Source organism: Candidatus Nitrotoga sp. M5 (assembly GCF_927904885.1).
Classification (GTDB): Bacteria; Pseudomonadota; Gammaproteobacteria; order Burkholderiales; family Gallionellaceae; genus Nitrotoga.
Genome location: NZ_CAKMNW010000005.1, coordinates 24,675 through 40,598 on the forward strand (window position 1 = coordinate 24,675; position 15,924 = coordinate 40,598).

17 protein-coding genes are annotated in these 15,924 nt (G+C 43.8%); 13 read left to right on the forward strand and 4 right to left on the reverse strand.

Annotated features, from left to right (window positions below; all coding sequences use genetic code 11):
• Positions 1-271 precede the first annotated feature (271 nt).
• From MJ770_RS01750 to MJ770_RS01775, 6 genes are all read left to right on the forward strand, one after another.
• Positions 272-667: an eCIS core domain-containing protein gene (locus MJ770_RS01750; RefSeq protein ID WP_239249818.1), complete on the forward strand. Its 396-nt coding sequence runs from the start codon at positions 272-274 to the stop codon at positions 665-667.
• Positions 642-875, forward strand: a complete 234-nt coding sequence (locus MJ770_RS01755; protein ID WP_239249820.1) for a hypothetical protein — start codon at positions 642-644, stop codon at positions 873-875. Before MJ770_RS01750 ends, MJ770_RS01755 begins: the two co-directional genes overlap by 26 nt.
• 426 nt (positions 876-1,301) lie before the next feature.
• Complete coding sequence (locus tag MJ770_RS01760) at positions 1,302-2,021, forward strand: SIMPL domain-containing protein (protein ID WP_239249822.1); 720 nt, start codon at positions 1,302-1,304, stop codon at positions 2,019-2,021.
• A 703-nt stretch (positions 2,022-2,724) separates the two neighbouring features.
• The gene (locus tag MJ770_RS01765) at positions 2,725-3,150 is read left to right on the forward strand and encodes a cupin domain-containing protein (RefSeq protein WP_239249824.1); all 426 of its coding nucleotides are present in this window, start codon (positions 2,725-2,727) and stop codon (positions 3,148-3,150) included.
• A 312-nt stretch (positions 3,151-3,462) separates the two neighbouring features.
• Positions 3,463-3,786: a hypothetical protein gene (locus MJ770_RS01770; RefSeq protein ID WP_239249826.1), complete on the forward strand. Its 324-nt coding sequence runs from the start codon at positions 3,463-3,465 to the stop codon at positions 3,784-3,786.
• 255 nt (positions 3,787-4,041) lie between these two features.
• A complete protein-coding gene (locus tag MJ770_RS01775; protein ID WP_239249828.1) occupies positions 4,042-4,656 on the forward strand; it encodes an HD-GYP domain-containing protein in 615 nt (204 codons plus the stop codon).
• Positions 4,657-4,840: 184 nt separating this feature from the next.
• Here MJ770_RS01775 and MJ770_RS15470 read toward each other — a convergent pair whose 3' ends face one another.
• On the reverse strand, positions 4,841-5,119 hold the full coding sequence (locus MJ770_RS15470) for a phage integrase N-terminal SAM-like domain-containing protein (protein ID WP_320412208.1): 279 nt from the start codon (positions 5,117-5,119) through the stop codon (positions 4,841-4,843).
• Between the two features lie 81 nt (positions 5,120-5,200).
• Between MJ770_RS15470 and MJ770_RS01785 the strand changes: the two genes are divergently transcribed.
• The gene (locus MJ770_RS01785) at positions 5,201-6,133 is read left to right on the forward strand and encodes a sensor domain-containing diguanylate cyclase (RefSeq protein WP_239249830.1); all 933 of its coding nucleotides are present in this window, start codon (positions 5,201-5,203) and stop codon (positions 6,131-6,133) included.
• A gap of 1,029 nt (positions 6,134-7,162) precedes the next feature.
• On the opposite strand, the gene egtD is transcribed toward MJ770_RS01785, so the two are convergent.
• Positions 7,163-8,140 carry an L-histidine N(alpha)-methyltransferase gene (egtD, locus tag MJ770_RS01790; protein ID WP_239249832.1) on the reverse strand — a complete coding sequence of 326 codons (978 nt, stop codon included), beginning with the start codon at positions 8,138-8,140 and terminating at the stop codon, positions 7,163-7,165.
• Positions 8,137-9,444: an ergothioneine biosynthesis protein EgtB gene (egtB, locus tag MJ770_RS01795; RefSeq protein ID WP_239249834.1), complete on the reverse strand. Its 1,308-nt coding sequence runs from the start codon at positions 9,442-9,444 to the stop codon at positions 8,137-8,139. The genes egtD and egtB overlap by 4 nt, the downstream gene beginning before the upstream one ends.
• A 379-nt stretch (positions 9,445-9,823) precedes the next feature.
• On the opposite strand from egtB, the gene MJ770_RS01800 reads away from it, so the two are divergent.
• From MJ770_RS01800 to grxD, 4 genes are all read left to right on the forward strand, one after another.
• Positions 9,824-10,150, forward strand: a complete 327-nt coding sequence (locus MJ770_RS01800; protein ID WP_239249836.1) for a hypothetical protein — start codon at positions 9,824-9,826, stop codon at positions 10,148-10,150.
• A gap of 90 nt (positions 10,151-10,240) precedes the next feature.
• Positions 10,241-10,669, forward strand: a complete 429-nt coding sequence (locus MJ770_RS01805) for a GFA family protein (RefSeq protein WP_239249838.1) — start codon at positions 10,241-10,243, stop codon at positions 10,667-10,669.
• A 455-nt stretch (positions 10,670-11,124) separates the two neighbouring features.
• On the forward strand, positions 11,125-11,598 hold the full coding sequence (locus MJ770_RS01810; RefSeq protein WP_239249840.1) for a hypothetical protein: 474 nt from the start codon (positions 11,125-11,127) through the stop codon (positions 11,596-11,598).
• Positions 11,599-12,025: 427 nt separating this feature from the next.
• Positions 12,026-12,334: a Grx4 family monothiol glutaredoxin gene (gene grxD, locus MJ770_RS01815; RefSeq protein WP_239249842.1), complete on the forward strand. Its 309-nt coding sequence runs from the start codon at positions 12,026-12,028 to the stop codon at positions 12,332-12,334.
• 58 nt (positions 12,335-12,392) lie between these two features.
• Here grxD and argH read toward each other — a convergent pair whose 3' ends face one another.
• Positions 12,393-13,787: an argininosuccinate lyase gene (gene argH / locus MJ770_RS01820; RefSeq protein ID WP_445083114.1), complete on the reverse strand. Its 1,395-nt coding sequence runs from the start codon at positions 13,785-13,787 to the stop codon at positions 12,393-12,395.
• A gap of 45 nt (positions 13,788-13,832) precedes the next feature.
• Here argH and MJ770_RS01825 point away from each other — a divergent pair, with 45 nt between their 5' ends.
• On the forward strand, positions 13,833-14,912 hold the full coding sequence (locus MJ770_RS01825; RefSeq protein ID WP_239249846.1) for a sensor histidine kinase: 1,080 nt from the start codon (positions 13,833-13,835) through the stop codon (positions 14,910-14,912).
• Positions 14,913-14,969: 57 nt separating this feature from the next.
• Positions 14,970-15,719, forward strand: a complete 750-nt coding sequence (locus tag MJ770_RS01830; protein ID WP_239249986.1) for a LytR/AlgR family response regulator transcription factor — start codon at positions 14,970-14,972, stop codon at positions 15,717-15,719.
• Positions 15,720-15,924: the final 205 nt, after the last annotated feature.

Here is a 15,924-nt window from a genome sequence, read left to right on the forward strand (position 1 = left end):
AGGCAACTTTGCTGACAATGCCTACTAAGCCCACGATATTCCCGGCCCACTTTGGGCGGAACCGTGAGGCGAACTCGATTTTTAACTTACAGCCGACGAGTGGGGATCAAGCTGTACAACAGCAATTAGAAGCAAGAGCGGCAAATGCACCAGGAGACTCTACTACGACTGGAAATGCTCGCTCTGCTCACAATTTTAGACAGATGCCGGTTCATACCACGGCCGAATTCGCCAGATCAATAGTCATGCGGGCGTCGGCGGAAGCCATGCAGTGCCGCAGGCGCTCCGGGGTCGGGTCGAGAGGGTCATTGGCGCGGACTTGGGCGGTGTCCGCATCCACACGGGCAGTAAATCACAACATGCGGCGCAGAATCTGAATGCGCGCGCATTCACAGTCGGCGGCGACATCCATTTCGCGCCAGGGCAGTATCGACCGGGCGACCAGGAGGGCGATCGGCTCATTGCTCACGAACTTGTCCACATTATGCAGCAGGGGCCGAATTCTGTTGTGACCGCACAAACGAAGCTCGACGTTAGCCAGCCGCGCCGTCGCCGAGGCGCTCGTGACGGCGATGCGCAACGACACCACACACAATCGTTGGGGACCCCCAGGCCAGTTTATCGGGCGACTCGGCAAGCTAATGCTGACTCTGTCCGAGGGGGGTGAGGAGGCACTCGTACCGCTCCTCGACGAAAACGCAGAGTTGCACTTCAAGGGCAGTGAGGCAGCTACATTGCAGTCGGCGGATAATTACCAGATCGCCGACCTGGCCGCATATCTGCTCAACCGATATCGAGGGTTGCACTGGGAGCTCCACACGGATGGGGCGCAGCGCGCCGAGGCCATCGCCGTGCTGCGGGCTAAGCTGCAGTAGTTGCCGAGTTTGTAATTGCAACAAAACTAGAGTCAGATTCGATTTAAATTTGGCGCACACTTATCGCGCGCTCAGCTAAATTTTCGCTACTATTCTTTAAGTCCGACAGTCTGCAAGCGCCTTATTCAAAGATTGGGTCTGTACAGGTAAACAAAAACTATGTCAGCTTTCACTTAATGTCGGGCTATGTTTTCCCTGACTTACTTAAAGATATATTCTCTGGCCTGAAAAATCGAATGCAAGGAAAATCCTGTTTCATTTTTAAATCTATCGATGTAGCCTTATTCGAAGAGCATAGTGAGTGAACAGCAAGTGGATTCAGCCAGTACCAGATATCAGGCAATTTGCAACATTTTAATGACACAACTAACCGCTCTCCGCAAAATGTGCAGGTGAGATCTGCGTAATACCCTTAAGGAGGTTTAAATGGCGCTAGAAAGTAAATTAAACTCGCTAGTTCTTGGTGTATTCATATTTCTTGGGTTGACTTCTCTTGGCTATTTACTGGGAAATTCGGCGATTAAGTTCAAAGAATATGAACGAACAGTAACTGTAAAAGGTTTGTCCGAAAAAGAGTTTGGAGCCGATGTTGTTATATGGCCAATACAATTTACGGCTGCTGGCAATAAACTTGAAGATTTATATGAAGCTATAGATGGAAATACGACAAAGATAAGTGAGTTTTTAGCGGGTAAGGGGTTTGATAAAAAGGAGATATCATTTACTACACCTTCAATCACTGATAAATCTGCTCAGCAATACGGAAGTCAGACTAAGGCCGAATTTCGATACACCGCGATTCAAACGGTAACTGTTTACTCTAGTGATATCGATTCCGTTAGAAAAGTAATGGGTGAACTATCGGAGCTGGGTAAACAGGGAATTGTTTTTACAGGTGGGAACTATCAGTCTCAAACTGAGTATTTGTTTTCTCGCCTTAACGAGATAAAGCCAGAAATGATTGAAGAGGCCACCCGCAAAGCACGAGAAGTTGCAGAAAAATTTGCATCAGACTCAAAAAGTACCCTGGGTAAAATCAGAAAGGCTACACAAGGTCAGTTCAGCATAACCGCCAGGGACAAAAATAATCCACATATCAAGAAAGTTAGGGTCGTTTCTACAGTTGAGTACTATTTGTCTGACTGAGGCGATATGGATATAAGGAGGCGTATCAACTCGGATTAAGCTCCACGGCGCTAGTTTTATCCTAAAAAAATCTAGCATAAAACAATTCCCGCTACGTTCGCCCAGTTATGAGCAACGTCAGGCAATAGTAAAATCAGGATGAAATAATGATAGTGAAGCTCGTAATTGTGATGTTACTTATTACAGCTGGTTGTTCGAGCAGAGGAGCCTATGAAGGTTTCCAGTCTAGCAAAAGATTTGAGTGCTCTAAACTTCCACCATCTTCTCAGTATGATGAGTGTATGCACAACGCTAATAAATCATATGATCAATATGAGCGTGAGCGAAAAGAATCTCGAAGACAGTAATATTTGATTTGGCTTAGTGTTTTGTACTGTCGTAATAGCTTATACGCATAACGGGTAAGGTTAGACTGTGATCTTGAAGCGAGCCACGATCTGAACCGTTTGTTTGGCGGGCCCATTTACCCCAACAAGGTTTGTCTGCTGCCAATACAGGACGCGGGTTAAGGGTGTTGATGAATCTGGTGGGGAATCGCTTTATATAGATCCAAAAGATAATAGAAAATGGTTCTTGAATAATCTCGCAAAGTGAGATGCATGGCGGTACCCACTCAGTTTAAGAGTATCAGGCGAGAGTGAATCTGAGAGGAATTTTAGTGCGCAATAAATACATTATAAGTACCTCAAGCTAAGGAAAGTATATGGATTCAATGAAAGGCATAATCTATGGAATGTGCTTAAATTTATTGCTGTTAAATTGCGCTTCGGCGAAAAAGTTAAATGAAATCGAAATTGAGGTGCTTACAAAAGCAATTGCTAGCTGGGATGGCAAAGAATTACCAGATTATGCAAAAGGAAAACCAGAAGTATCAATACTGAGAATCACAATTCCTCCAGGTACAGAATTACCCTTACATAAACATCCAGTGATAAACGCTGGATTGTTATTACATGGCGAGTTAACTGTAGTGGCGGAAGATGGTGCTACATTACACTTAAAAGCTGGTGACACTATTGTTGAAGTTGTGAATAAGTGGCATTACGGCAAGAACGAAGGAAGTGAGCCAGCAGAAATAATTGTTTTTTATGCCGGCATACAAGGTAAACCGTTAAGTATTAAACAATAAGCATCAACACACAGATTCAGATCAAGGTCAGCCAGCTTGATCTATATTAGTCACACTTTTTCGATCGATTTTATGCAGGACGCAACGGGTAGAGTAGAGAACTGGCTCTCGCCCTCTCCGATCACACAGTTGACGACCCGCCGCAAGTCCATACAATCCCCATCGGTTCCGCTCTCCGTAGGATTCAGTTCAACAAATATCTGCCGATAATGGGACGCGGGTTCAGCCAGTTGGAGCGGGGTGTCAGGTAAAAGCTATTCGTTCGACGGAAGTAACAAAATCGATAACGTTGGGAGAATAAGGGAGATCGTAATGAAACATAAGCAACTCATTCTATTTGCTTGCATTGTTCTTTTGGCGAGCGCGTGTGCAACCAAACGGTACGGCCGAATGCAGCCAGCCACTGGCCACGAGATAAAATCTTATTCGTGCGAAGACATAAAAATTGAAATATCAAAGATCGATGCTTTCGAGCTTCAGGTTGCTGAGGGTGCTGAATTCAGCGGCCTTTCCGTCCTTAGTTTTCTTGGTGACTTAGGAATTGGCAACACTATGGAAAAGGATGCGGCACTAAAAACTGCTAAAGAACGTCGAGTGTCGTTAAACAATGCATCGGCTATGAAAAATTGTCCGTAATCGAACGGGCTGCAACATAACAGGTGGCAAAAGAGCAGGTCTTGCAATGTATCAAAAATGCAACTCTGTGCCCCATCCCGCACGCTGACAAGGTTTATCTACCGCTAATATAGGGTGCGACTTAAACAAATTTGGGTGGAGCAGCAGGTTAAGGCTATTTGTTATGGGGCCATGAAAGACGAAATGAGAATGTGAGATAGTTGATGGTCTGATAGATGCTTATTTTCTTATAACTGTAAGTCAGTAAGGTGGAAAATGGAAAACCATATAAAAGATAATGCTTTTTTATATCAACTGGTTCGTAATATGTCGTTAATCATGGCCGCTAACGATACTTATACAGTCCATCATCAACATAATGTTGCGGTGATAGCTCGTTTGATTGGGCAACAAATGGAGCTGAGTGCATTTGAAGTTGAAGGAGTCAGAGTTGCTGGCCAGATACATGATATTGGCAAGTTTGCTATACCCAAAGAGTTATTATCAAAGTACGGAAAGCTTAATCACGAAGAATTTACATTAATAAAAACTCATGCCAAGAGAGCTGAGGAAATATTAACGGGTATAGATTTTCCTTGGCCAATCCTTGATATGGTTTTGCAGCATCATGAAAGAATGGATGGTAGTGGTTATCCTAAAGGGCTTGCTGGCCAAGAAATTTGTTTAGGCGCACGAATTCTAGCAGTCGCAGATGTAACTGATGCGATGATAAATCCTCGTCCTTATAGGAAGGCTCTTGGATTACAGGCTGTTATTGGAGAAATTACTACAAATAAACAGCTTTACGATAGTGATGTTTGCGAGGCTTTTATGAAAGTAGTTTCAGATGGAGGTGGTCGCCTAATAGAGGCAGTTCAATTTTCACATTAACTGTTAATTTCAAATCCTAAGTTTCTTTTTCCTTCCTAGCGCAACTGGGGCAGGTTTTGCAATATGGCATGAATAGATTGCAATGCCGCCATTAATGGTAAGGCACTCGGAATAGTATGATTGCCAGACCTGCCTTCTTCCTGTATTCACCGTTAAGGCAACGGGTAATTTGTCGGGGCTTTGCTCATGTGACGTTGCCCAACCACGGCATTTTGATTTCCAACATCTCGCAGTATAAGAACAACAACGCCGATTTCGCTTGGTTTTTGGTTGAAGCAGAGACCTTGCCGTGGAAGTAAATATAACGTTTAATCCGGTACAGATAGCTTTGCTCAGTTCGGATAGCATAATAATTCATCCGCAACGTATCGCATACTTGATCAAGCAATTTAGGAGGTGCATTGATGTCGTTTTTATCAGAAAAATCAGGGTGTGCGAAATTTTCGTACCGTATCAAAACCATGTACTACGTTGATATTTTTAGACTCTACACATCGAACGTGCTTTTATCGGCAGGTTTCAGGATGTCTGCTTTACGTTACGGATGATGGAATCATACGGTCTCTTAAAATCCGTTCTCGATACAATCACCGAGCATATCGTCGTAATAAATCACACAGGCAATATTTTATATGTAAACAAGAGTTGGCTTTCTTTTGCAAAAAAGAATGCATGTTTAATTGACAACGCATGGTATGACGTTAATTATTTAAACGAATGTGATAAGGCGACTGCCATGGGTGATGATTTTGCTATCAAGGCTGTAAATGGAATTCGGTCTGTGATAGAAGCCGAAGCAGAATGTTTTTACTTTGAATACCCATGCCATAGTCCAGACGAGAAGCGGTGGTTTTTGATGCGCGTTATGCCTTTGGATATTATGGAGGAGTGTAAGTGTTTTGTGATTTCTCATCATAATATTACGGAAAGAAAACTTGCCGAAGAAAAAATGCTGTACCTGTCACGTATTGATGATCTTACGGGTCTTCCGAATCGCCGATATTTTGATGAATTCTTTGATATGGAATGGCGCCGCTGCGTTCGCATTGGCGCGCCAATCTCACTTGCGATAATTGATCTTGATTATTTTAAATTGTTAAACGATTCCTACGGACACCAAGCAGGAGATGAATGTTTGAAATCAGTTAGCAGCGTACTAAAAAGTTTCCATAAAAGACCTGGTGATTTATGCGCTCGGTACGGCGGCGAGGAATTTGCAGTCGTGTATGGAAATACAAATAGGGATCAAGCCGTAGTCTTGGTCATAGAACTACAGCGTGCAATTCGTTCACTAAATATTCCAAATGAAAACTCTCCAACACTCCCCACCTTGACTGCAAGCATCGGTTTGGCGTCAATACATCCAAACAAGAACGACAATAAGGATGATCTTATTAGAATTGCCGACGAGTCACTATATTTGGCAAAGGGAAATGGTAGGGATCAAGTGTTTGTTAAGTTGGATTCGTATGCATAGCACATCGTTCAAATCAGATGCACAATGGCGGTGAGCAGGTTAAATCTGCAACGCAACGGAGTTAGGTCTTACGGCGCAGTATAAAAATATTACAATTCTCGCACTTATAGTATGAGCATTCAGAATCGCATGATGTGCAAGACATGACTTCTTTCGTGCTACGGATAACTGAATGGAGTTTGGTAAGCCAAACATTAAAAACAAAAGAATATATACTATAGAAACTTGTGGGTTGCCTGATTTTCAGTCAAATATCACGTTTGTGCACCTTTTTTGGTAAGTTCCAGGTGATTTCTATGCTTACAAATTGGTATAGAGACATGTAACCACACCGAGCCTTAGATTTGCAAACGCAAACCTAGCGAGCCGTAACTCGACCATTTGCAATGGTCAGCCTTGCATTGCCACACCAGGCCCAAAAAAATTGTAAGTTACGGTTATTGTTCGCAGCACGAGTATGGCTAAGTTAAGCATTTTCGTTACAAGTTGTATTGTGGTTGGATATACCCCAATTCCATTTTATTGTACTTGTGATGTTCTGAATTAATGCTGCAAGTAAAATCATTGGAGCGAATATGATTGCCAAAGTAACGAATAAAGCAATTTTTAGTAGCAGTATATTTTCTATAAATTTTGTAACTTATCCTACCAACCATAGTGTAATGAACCATATTGACCACGTGCAACATGGTCGTTATTACAAGCTAAATTTTGTACTTATAAAGCCTCAAGCCGGTGGTGTGTTTAAGTGTTCAAAATGCATTGTAAATTTGTTTAATCGCGTTTATTTATTTCGTCCAGATATGTACGAGCACAGTGTATCTAAAATTGATTCAGGTAAACGAGTGTTGCTGAGTTTTGCGCTAAACATCTAGCATAGTGCGTCATCAATAATGGGTATTTATTCAGAATGGCATGATTGAAAGGCCTGCGTCCTTCCTCTGTGTGTAATCCATTGCATGTCTAACACACTGATTGTATTATAGAGTTTGAATTTATGTGGAAAGTGAGGTTTGCTTTACCTGCACACTATTCCTGGACGAGCAAAATAAGTGCGAATTGATTCTCTGGGTCCGTCCAATAGGCTTCAATGTTAAGGTTTGCATTTTTTGCAAGTTTTGAAAAAGACTCAATTGAGTATTTATGAGAGCTTTCAGTGTGAATTGTTTCACCTTTGGCGAAATGAAATATTTTGTCGGCACACGTTACGCTTTGGTCTCGCGTGGAAGCCAGATGCATCTCAATGCGGGCCTTGTTTTCATTATAAATAGCAAGATGTGAGAATCCGGAGTTCACATCAAAGTCTGCATCGAGTTCATCATTAATACGCGATAGAATATTTTTATTAAACTGAGCTGTAATACCTTTGCTATCGCTATAAGCCGCAATGAGTCGTTCTTTATCTTTGAGTAAATCAAAGCCTATTAATATTTTTCCATTATTTCCACTGAGTTTTTTAAAGGTATGAAGTATTTCAGGGACTTTTTCACTTGAGAAATTACCAATGGTTGAACCAGGGAAAAATATTAGATTTGATGTTTGATTAAGTTTTTCTTCTTTGATCAGCTTTAAAATTAGCGCTTCGTTAGTAAAGTCACCGATAAGGGAGCGTACATTTAACGAAGGGAATTTCTCTTGAATGGTTTTGGCCGATGCATTTAAAATTTCTGGTGAGATCTCAAGGAGGATAAATTGTTCAATGTTGCTGCATGCACTCAAAAGTTTTTGGATCTTAATGCCCGCACCAGAACCTGGTTCAATAATAGCAGTAAGGTTTTGTAGACGCTGCTGTATCTCTTCAATATGCAAATCTAAAATAGCAAGTTCAGCACGCGTTACATAGTATTCATCTAGTTGGGTAATCTCTTCAAAAAGTTTCGAACCTATATCATTGTAGAAATATTTACAGGGAAGCGTTTTTTGTGTTTGGCTCAAACCCGTAACAATATCTTCTAACATTGCTTCGTCTATAGGGCTCACATTTTTAAGCGTTGCGGTCTGTTTCATTTCAAATCCTCGGCAAGCCGAATACCGCTCATCATCCACGCTTGGTTGGCATAGAAAAAATTTCGATATGAGGCGCGAATATGCAGATGTGGAGACAAACATGAGCCGCCACGTAAGACGTATTGGTTGCTCATAAATTTGCCATTATATTCACCAGCGGCGCCTGGCAGAGGCTTAAAGCCCGGGTAGGGTGCATATGCACTACTAGTCCATTCCCAGCATGTGCCAAACATACACTTTAATTGTGAATCGCTAGCGATTGTTTGTGAGAATGGGCTGCAAAGTGCTTGTGGATGAAGTCGATTGTGAGTGTAATAATGCGCTGAGTCAGTGCATTGCCTGCTCGCCACTTCCCATTCGAATTCACTGGGTAACCTTTTTCCACGCCAGCTCGCAAAAGCACAGGCTTCGTAGTAATTAATATGGCATACAGGTGCTGCTAAATTTAGTTTTTGTAAACCATGTAAAGTGAATTCGTACCATTCGTTATCAATAAGCCTCCAATAAAGCGGCATGTTCGCATGAGATTCTTTAAGTTGTGCCCAACCATCCGATAGCCAGTGCTCGGCTTGCGTGTAGCCGTCTGCCAAAATAAATTCTAGAAACTCGCCATTCGTACTTGGGCGTGATGCAATTTTAAAGTCGTAAACTAATTGTTGGTGGTAAGGACGTTCATTGTCGTAGGCAAATTCACATTCTTTGGCGCCTATTGGATAAATGCCGCGGGTAAACTCTATCCACTGTAAAGGTGGTGTTGATTGGTTTGCGGTTGGGGCCACTTGACCATCGCTATAACTCGGGTACAACGGATTTGCCGAGAAGGCGTGTTTGATATCCATTAGTAACAGTTCTTGGTGCTGTTTCTCATGGTGAATACCTAGCTCTGTACATGCGTTTATAGCGATATCATTTGTCTGTTGTGTTAACAAATTTTGCATTTCGCTATCAATATAACTGCGATATTCGATGACCTCTTGCAAGCTCGGGCGCGATAGTATGCCGCGCTGTGGACGACTGAATTGCTCGCCAATACCGTTGTAATAAGAATTAAATAAAACTTGAAAGGCCGGGTTAGCTGCTTTGGTTCCGTGCGGCAAAAGAATAAAAGATTCAAAAAACCATGAAGTATGTGCCAGATGCCACTTTGCTGGACTCGTATCAGGCATCGACTGCAATAAACAATCCTCGTCACTTAAATGTGCGATCAGTTGCTCCGATTGCTGACGAGTTGCTTGATAAAATTCGCACAGTGTTTCTTGATGAACGCTATGGTTATTAGTGCTTATGGCATTAGGCGTTGTCATTAAACACCTCCATAATTGTTGCCATTTAGGCGGTTGAGTTATGTGCGGATTAGTTTATTTTGCTTTGTAGAAATTTGATCTTGCTTAAAGCATTATATTCTCCAGGACCTTTGCACAGCAAGCAACAAACTCAAGAGTGACTTGCAAAACTCGAATAAAGCGAGTTGAATTCGTGACCGGAATGGCTGAAAGAGAAGAAATAATTAGCCCAGAATGATAACAACTTGGAGGTAGATCTTAATACCGTTCGGTGAGAATTATAAGTTTTATAAAGTCAATGTGCAGAGCATAAAAAATGCTTCGCCAAGCGCGTTGTCTGAACAATGTTGAGACCTGTCACCTTTCTTGCTATGGCGCGTTAAAACTATAAAGGAAGGTAATGAAGAAGCTGCATATAGCTATCTCCACAGATAATATAGAGGAGTCGATAAAAGATTATAGTGTTCGTCTAGGCGCGGAGCCATGTTCATTTGTTTTAAATGAATATGCACTTTGGAGAACCGACACATTAAACTTTTCAATTCGCCAAGATCCTGAATGCCCTCCTGGTCAACTAAGGCACTTAGGCTGGGAAGACAATTCGGCTTCTGGTTTTAGTGAGGAAAAGGATGTCAATGGTATTACTTGGGAAAAATTTAATTCTCAGCAACAAGCAGAAGAAATTAATGAGTTATGGCCAGAAGCAAATTATCAAGTAGTAAATTAGGCTTAAACAAGTCAATGCAACCGGCCGCTAACGCGACGGCTGATTGAAGCATTATGTGTAAACATGGGTTAATGAATTTGGGAGTTAATCATGACAGATGTGCATGAAGGGAAAGGGAGTTGTCTCTGCGGTGCGGTGAAGATGTTGTTCAAAAGCATAAGCAGCGAGGTAGGAGCTTGCCATTGTGGTATGTGTCAAAAATGGACCGGTGGCCCATTGTTAGTCGTAGATTGTGGAACCGATGTTTTATTCGAAGGCCGAGAAAATATTTCGGTATACAAGTCTTCTGAATGGGCCGAACGCGCTTTTTGCAATAAATGTGGAAGTCACTTGTATTATCGATTATTGGAGCCGAACCAATATATTATGCCTGTTGGGTTATTCGATACCGATATACCATTAGTATTTGATCACCAGATATTTATTGACTCCAAACCGTCTTACTATCATTTCGGAAATAAGACCAAGGAAATGACGGGCGAGGAAGTCTTTGCTCAATATGCGCCACCAGAGAGCTAACAAATAACACTGCGCTTCAGCCGACCAATAAACGTGACGGCTGAGTGCAGCGTTATTTGAGGGGAGACGCATCTTGGAAACGCTCAAGTGGGGAGAGCCAAGCTACATCACTAAAACAGGCAGTGCAATCAAGTTAGGTTGGCGCCAAAATGGCTCAGCGAGCTATTGCAATTGCAATACTAAGCACTTAGGCACCCTTCGTGAACTTTATTCGGATATATTCAAGTTCGAGGGTAATCGAGCGATTTTATTCAGATTGGCACCTCAATCGACTACCCACACGAACGAAAAATTGTATTCGGCTGCCCTTACCTATCACAAAGTAAAGCATCTGCCGTTGCTAGGGGCTTGAAAGCCACTCGTTAACAGTAATCGGTGAACTTGCGCTCCATTTAGCAAGGCGTTAAAAAGTTAATAGTATTTATCGAGCTTGTTTAAATTTGGAAGGCATCCTGATGCGTAAAAAAATTATTAGTACAGATGACAAAAAAAAGTTTAATTCTGATCATCACTGGCTAGATCTAGAAAAAATTTCGGTAGTTGAAGTCACTTCAGAGGAGGAAGCATTTCCTATCGAATCCGCACTGCTACCCGGTAAAGTCTCGGGGTGGCGTGCCTCAAGTCAAGGAAAACAGATGATCAGGATTCTCTTCGACAATCCTCAGAGGCTCCGATGGATCAGGTTGAAATTTGAAGAGTTAGAGATTGAGCGTACGCAAGAATATGATTTGCGTTGGTCTCCGGATGGTGGTCAATCGTACCAAGAAATTATAAGGCAGCAGTGGAACTTCAGCCCTGAAGGTGCGACCAATGAAACTGAAGATTACCAGGTAGAGCTTCCGACAGTCACTATTCTTGAGCTGAGCATCAATCCAGATATAAGTGGGAGAAATGCATTTGCGTCTTTAAAGGAGTTACGGCTTGCTTAACATAGCGAGGTCAAACGGGCAAATTTCCGCTGACCGCGAACGTTATGCAATCAATAAAAAGTAACGTTATGGCAAAAATTAATAAGCTTATAGTGAGCTCAAACTACACCTCAAAAGGCAACCAGGTCAGGCCTTGCAGAACGGCATAAAATGATTACAATAATAGATCTTGCACCATCGCCGCGTTCGTCATCTCACGCAGTTTTTTGTTGTTTTGGCTGAAGGTATGCGCCAACTTCCAACAACATAGTATGAGCAAATTGTAGATGGCGCGCCGGTACGCAAAGGTCAACGCCCTGCATTGTGCTGCAAAGGTAAAATGTCAGCCGGAAGAACTTGCCAGACACCTGTGTAATCCTTGACCCTGCAATGAACGTGCTGCTAATATACCCAGTGAATCACTCAACTAATTTTTAGAGGCTATAACATGAACGTACAAGAGCTCATCAAAGAACAGGTAACCAACAATCCTGTAGTGTTATATATGAAAGGCACAGCAGATTCCCCACAATGTGGATTTTCTGCAAATGTAGTACAAACTCTCAGGGCATGCGGCGTGACAAGCTTTTTCACCGTTGACGTGCTCTCTGATCCGGCAATCCGCCAAGGCATCAAGGAGTATTCTGATTGGCCGACTGTTCCTCAGCTTTATGTGCATGGTAAATTCGTCGGTGGCTGCGACATCGTGAATGAAATGTATAACAACGGAGAGTTGAAGACAGTACTACATTCATAGCACAATGGTTTTGGTATTGAGTTTTTTTTGGGCGACCGCAAGGTCGCCTTTTTAATGTTTAAATTGACCCTGCGAGGTGCTTGCGCGCTTGCGCGATGGCCGTTTCAACCTGCTGCGGTGCGGTGCCGCCGATGTGGTTGCGGCTGGCTAACGAACCTTCCAGAGTGAGTACAGAGTAGACGTCATTTGCAATAAGTGACGAAAATTGTTGTAGTTCTTCCAGTTTTAGATCGCTCAAGTCACAATTTCGCTGTTCGGCAAAGCGCACAGCCAGCGCGACCGCTTCGTGTGCATCACGAAACGGCATTCCTTTTTTGACCAGATAATCAGCCAAGTCTGTGGCCGTGGCATAACCTTGCAACGCTGCGTTGCGCATGGCTGCCGGCTTGACAGTAATGCCGCCTACCATGTCGGCGTAGATGCGTAATGTCTGGGTTAGTGTATCTACCGTATCGAACAGGGGCTCTTTGTCTTCCTGATTATCTTTATTGTAGGCCAGTGGTTGGCCTTTCATCAGAGTCAATAACGTTACCAGATTACCGTTCACGCGGCCGGTCTTGCCGCGTACTAGTTCCGGCACGTCAGGATTTTTTTTCTGCGGCATGATGGAAGATCCAGTGCAATATCGGTCAGCAATGTCGATGAAGCCGAAGCGTGGGTTCATCCACAGGATCAATTCTTCTGACAGGCGCGATAAATGTGTCATGGTGAGTGCTGCGCAACAATTAAACTCGATGGCGAAATCGCGATCGGATACCGCGTCCAGAGAGTTTTCACATACTCCGTCGAAACCAAGTAACTCTGCCACCATTTCGCGCTTAATCGGGTAGCTGGTACCTGCTAATGCGGCCGCACCAAGTGGCAGGCGGTTGACGCGCTTTCGGCAATCGATGATGCGTTCCTCATCGCGCTTTAGCATCTCGAAATATGCCATCAGGTGATGCGCGAAACTCACCGGTTGTGCCACCTGTAGATGGGTGTAGCCAGGTATTATTGTGTGTGTGTGCTGTGCGGCAAGATCAACTATTGCAGATTGCAAACTGCGAATGAGTTCGTGCAGGTCGTCGATGGCGTGACGCAAATATAAGCGCACATCGGTTGCTACTTGGTCGTTACGCGAGCGTCCGGTATGCAAACGCTTGCCTGCATCGCCTACTAGAGTGGTCAGCCGCTTTTCGATATTAAGATGCACGTCTTCCAGATCCAGTGACCAAGCGAATTCGTCATTGAGAATTTCATGTTCGATTTGTGCCATGCCACGACGGATATCAATTAAATCCTGCGCGGCAATGATGCCGCATGCCTCCAGCATCTGCGCATGAGCCAGCGAAGCATGAATATCGAACGGTGCTAGTCGTTTATCAAACTCTATCGAAGCTGTATAACGCTTCACTAATTCTGCAACTGGTTCGGCAAATCGTCCCGACCAGGTGTTATTGTCTTGCATAGTCATCGTCTCTTGTCCAGAATGTGCGGTATAAACAGAGATGTCTCTGTCATGCCAAAGATGCAAAGTATAAATCAAAACACGCTGTCCAATACGTTACCCAATTTTCGAAGCTGGGGTGTCATATTGCAGAGTCTGCTGCTAGTCAATAGCATGGTGATGTTACTTGCCATTGCAGAGGCGTCATCTTGGCAGAATATTGCCGAGTGCATGATAGACATTTCAACGTTGCTGCAACCTGTGTTGTTGTTGTGCTTGTCGCTATTGTTCATGCTAAACCCTTGGCTAGAGCGATTGACTTACAAGCAGGGCGCCACTGTAGTGCTGCTATTGGTAATGGCTGTCACTTTGATGATTTATCATTTTGGGAGCCAGCTGTTTGTTTACGCCATAGCGCATGGGTATTTCTATTCAGGGCGTAACGCCTTGCTCGGTAGTGTAATTGCTGGCCTTTTGTTAGCCTATTTTCGATTTCGTGTCTGTGTTCCTCCCCCAGTTCTGGATGAGGCGCGGTTACAGGCCTTGCAGGCTCGTATCCGTCCGCATTTCCTGTTTAATACTATTAATGCTGTGCTCGGTATCATGCGCGCCGACCCCAAGCGTGCTGAGACTGCATTGGAAGATATGGCCGACTTGTTCCGCATGGCGATGTCGCACGATGGTGATCTAGCGCCTGCGCGGCAAGAAGTGGCACTTGCGCGTCAGTACCTCGCGCTGGAACAATTACGCTTGGGTGACCGTCTAAAGGTAAACTGGTATACCGAAAACATGCCGGATGATGCGCTGCTGCCCCCACTGATATTGCAGCCGCTACTTGAAAATGCCGTATATCACGGCATAGAGCCAATGGCCAAGGGCGGGTTTGTCGATATCAAGCTGTATCGCAAAGACAATGAAATTCACTGCGAGATGTATAACCCACGTCAGGAACAAGGTAGCCACCATGTAGGCAACAAAATGGCATTGAGCAATATACGTGAACGTTTAGCACTGCAATTCAATGCCGATGCAAGTTACACGGTAGAGATTGGCAAGAATTTTTACCGTGTGCATATCAAGCTGCCGTATGTTAAAGAGTCCCCACAATCTCATCCTTTCCGTGATAAAGGCAAAGTTAAAACGCTTGCGTGAAGAGAAGGGGGTATTGTTCAGTGTTGTCTTAAGGAGAGTCCAGTGACCGATGTTGAAATGCCACTCACTGTTTTTATAGTGGATGACGAGCCGCCTGCACGTAATCGCCTTAAGGATCTGCTTAACGATTGCGTCGAGCAACTGCCGCTGCAACTGATGGGTGAAGCAGGTAACGGATACGAGGCGCTGGATAAGTTATCCGAACTACAAGTTGATGTGGTGTTGGTAGATATCCGGATGCCGCAAATGGATGGCATTGAGTTGGCGCGACATCTCAATAAGTTGCCTAAACCGCCAGCAATCATTTTTACGACAGCTTTTGAGACTCACGCTATTCAGGCTTTTGAGTTACATGCCGTTGATTATCTCCTTAAACCTATTCGGCTCGGTCGTTTGTTTGATGCTCTCATGCGTACGCGTTCTGCTCTGCCCTTACGCAGCGAAAAGCTGCAGGAACTTGCCCCAGAGCCGCGAAAAAATATTGCAATTCGCGAGCGTGGCAAGATCCATCTTATTCCCACCGAAAAAGTGCTGTACCTTCGTGCTGAGCTGAAATACGTTACCGTGCGCACAGTGGAACGCGAGTACCTGATTGAAGAATCGCTCGGCGCGCTGGAAAAGGAATTTGCTACACGTTTCATTCGTATCCACCGCAATTGTTTGGTGGCTAAAGACGAGATCGTTGGTTTTGAAAAAGCTGCCGATGAGAAAGGCGGCGAACCTCACTGGACAGTCAATCTCAAGGGATTGAACGAGACGTTACCGATTAGTCGCAGACAGCGATTTATAGTAAAAGAGTTTGGTTAGCTGGGTGTGGTTGCTCAAAGCTTTCGGGCACATCTATTAAAGATGGGCAGCTCTGAAATTCAATTTTGCGAGCGGCCGTTTTGCTGCTTGTCCCATTCGCCACAATAGGGCGTTACTCGAAAAGATGTCGATGGCATTCCCACTATATGCCGCGCTCAAGTTATTACTTGTGTCTTGCCTGAAAATTTGAATTTTTAGAGGCGAA

Coding starts and splice junctions, on each gene's coding strand:
- MJ770_RS01755 (WP_239249820.1), top strand. CDS start 642: ATGCTGACTCTGTCCGAGGGGGGTGAGGAGGCACTCGTACCGCTCCTC.
- MJ770_RS01760 (WP_239249822.1), top strand. CDS start 1,302: ATGGCGCTAGAAAGTAAATTAAACTCGCTAGTTCTTGGTGTATTCATA.
- MJ770_RS01765 (WP_239249824.1), top strand. CDS start 2,725: ATGGATTCAATGAAAGGCATAATCTATGGAATGTGCTTAAATTTATTG.
- MJ770_RS01770 (WP_239249826.1), top strand. CDS start 3,463: ATGAAACATAAGCAACTCATTCTATTTGCTTGCATTGTTCTTTTGGCG.
- MJ770_RS01775 (WP_239249828.1), top strand. CDS start 4,042: ATGGAAAACCATATAAAAGATAATGCTTTTTTATATCAACTGGTTCGT.
- MJ770_RS15470 (WP_320412208.1), bottom strand. CDS start 5,119: ATGGTTTTGATACGGTACGAAAATTTCGCACACCCTGATTTTTCTGAT.
- MJ770_RS01785 (WP_239249830.1), top strand. CDS start 5,201: ATGATGGAATCATACGGTCTCTTAAAATCCGTTCTCGATACAATCACC.
- egtD (WP_239249832.1), bottom strand. CDS start 8,140: ATGAAACAGACCGCAACGCTTAAAAATGTGAGCCCTATAGACGAAGCA.
- egtB (WP_239249834.1), bottom strand. CDS start 9,444: ATGACAACGCCTAATGCCATAAGCACTAATAACCATAGCGTTCATCAA.
- MJ770_RS01800 (WP_239249836.1), top strand. CDS start 9,824: ATGAAGAAGCTGCATATAGCTATCTCCACAGATAATATAGAGGAGTCG.
- MJ770_RS01805 (WP_239249838.1), top strand. CDS start 10,241: ATGACAGATGTGCATGAAGGGAAAGGGAGTTGTCTCTGCGGTGCGGTG.
- MJ770_RS01810 (WP_239249840.1), top strand. CDS start 11,125: ATGCGTAAAAAAATTATTAGTACAGATGACAAAAAAAAGTTTAATTCT.
- grxD (WP_239249842.1), top strand. CDS start 12,026: ATGAACGTACAAGAGCTCATCAAAGAACAGGTAACCAACAATCCTGTA.
- argH (WP_445083114.1), bottom strand. CDS start 13,787: ATGACTATGCAAGACAATAACACCTGGTCGGGACGATTTGCCGAACCA.
- MJ770_RS01825 (WP_239249846.1), top strand. CDS start 13,833: ATGCCAAAGATGCAAAGTATAAATCAAAACACGCTGTCCAATACGTTA.
- MJ770_RS01830 (WP_239249986.1), top strand. CDS start 14,970: ATGCCACTCACTGTTTTTATAGTGGATGACGAGCCGCCTGCACGTAAT.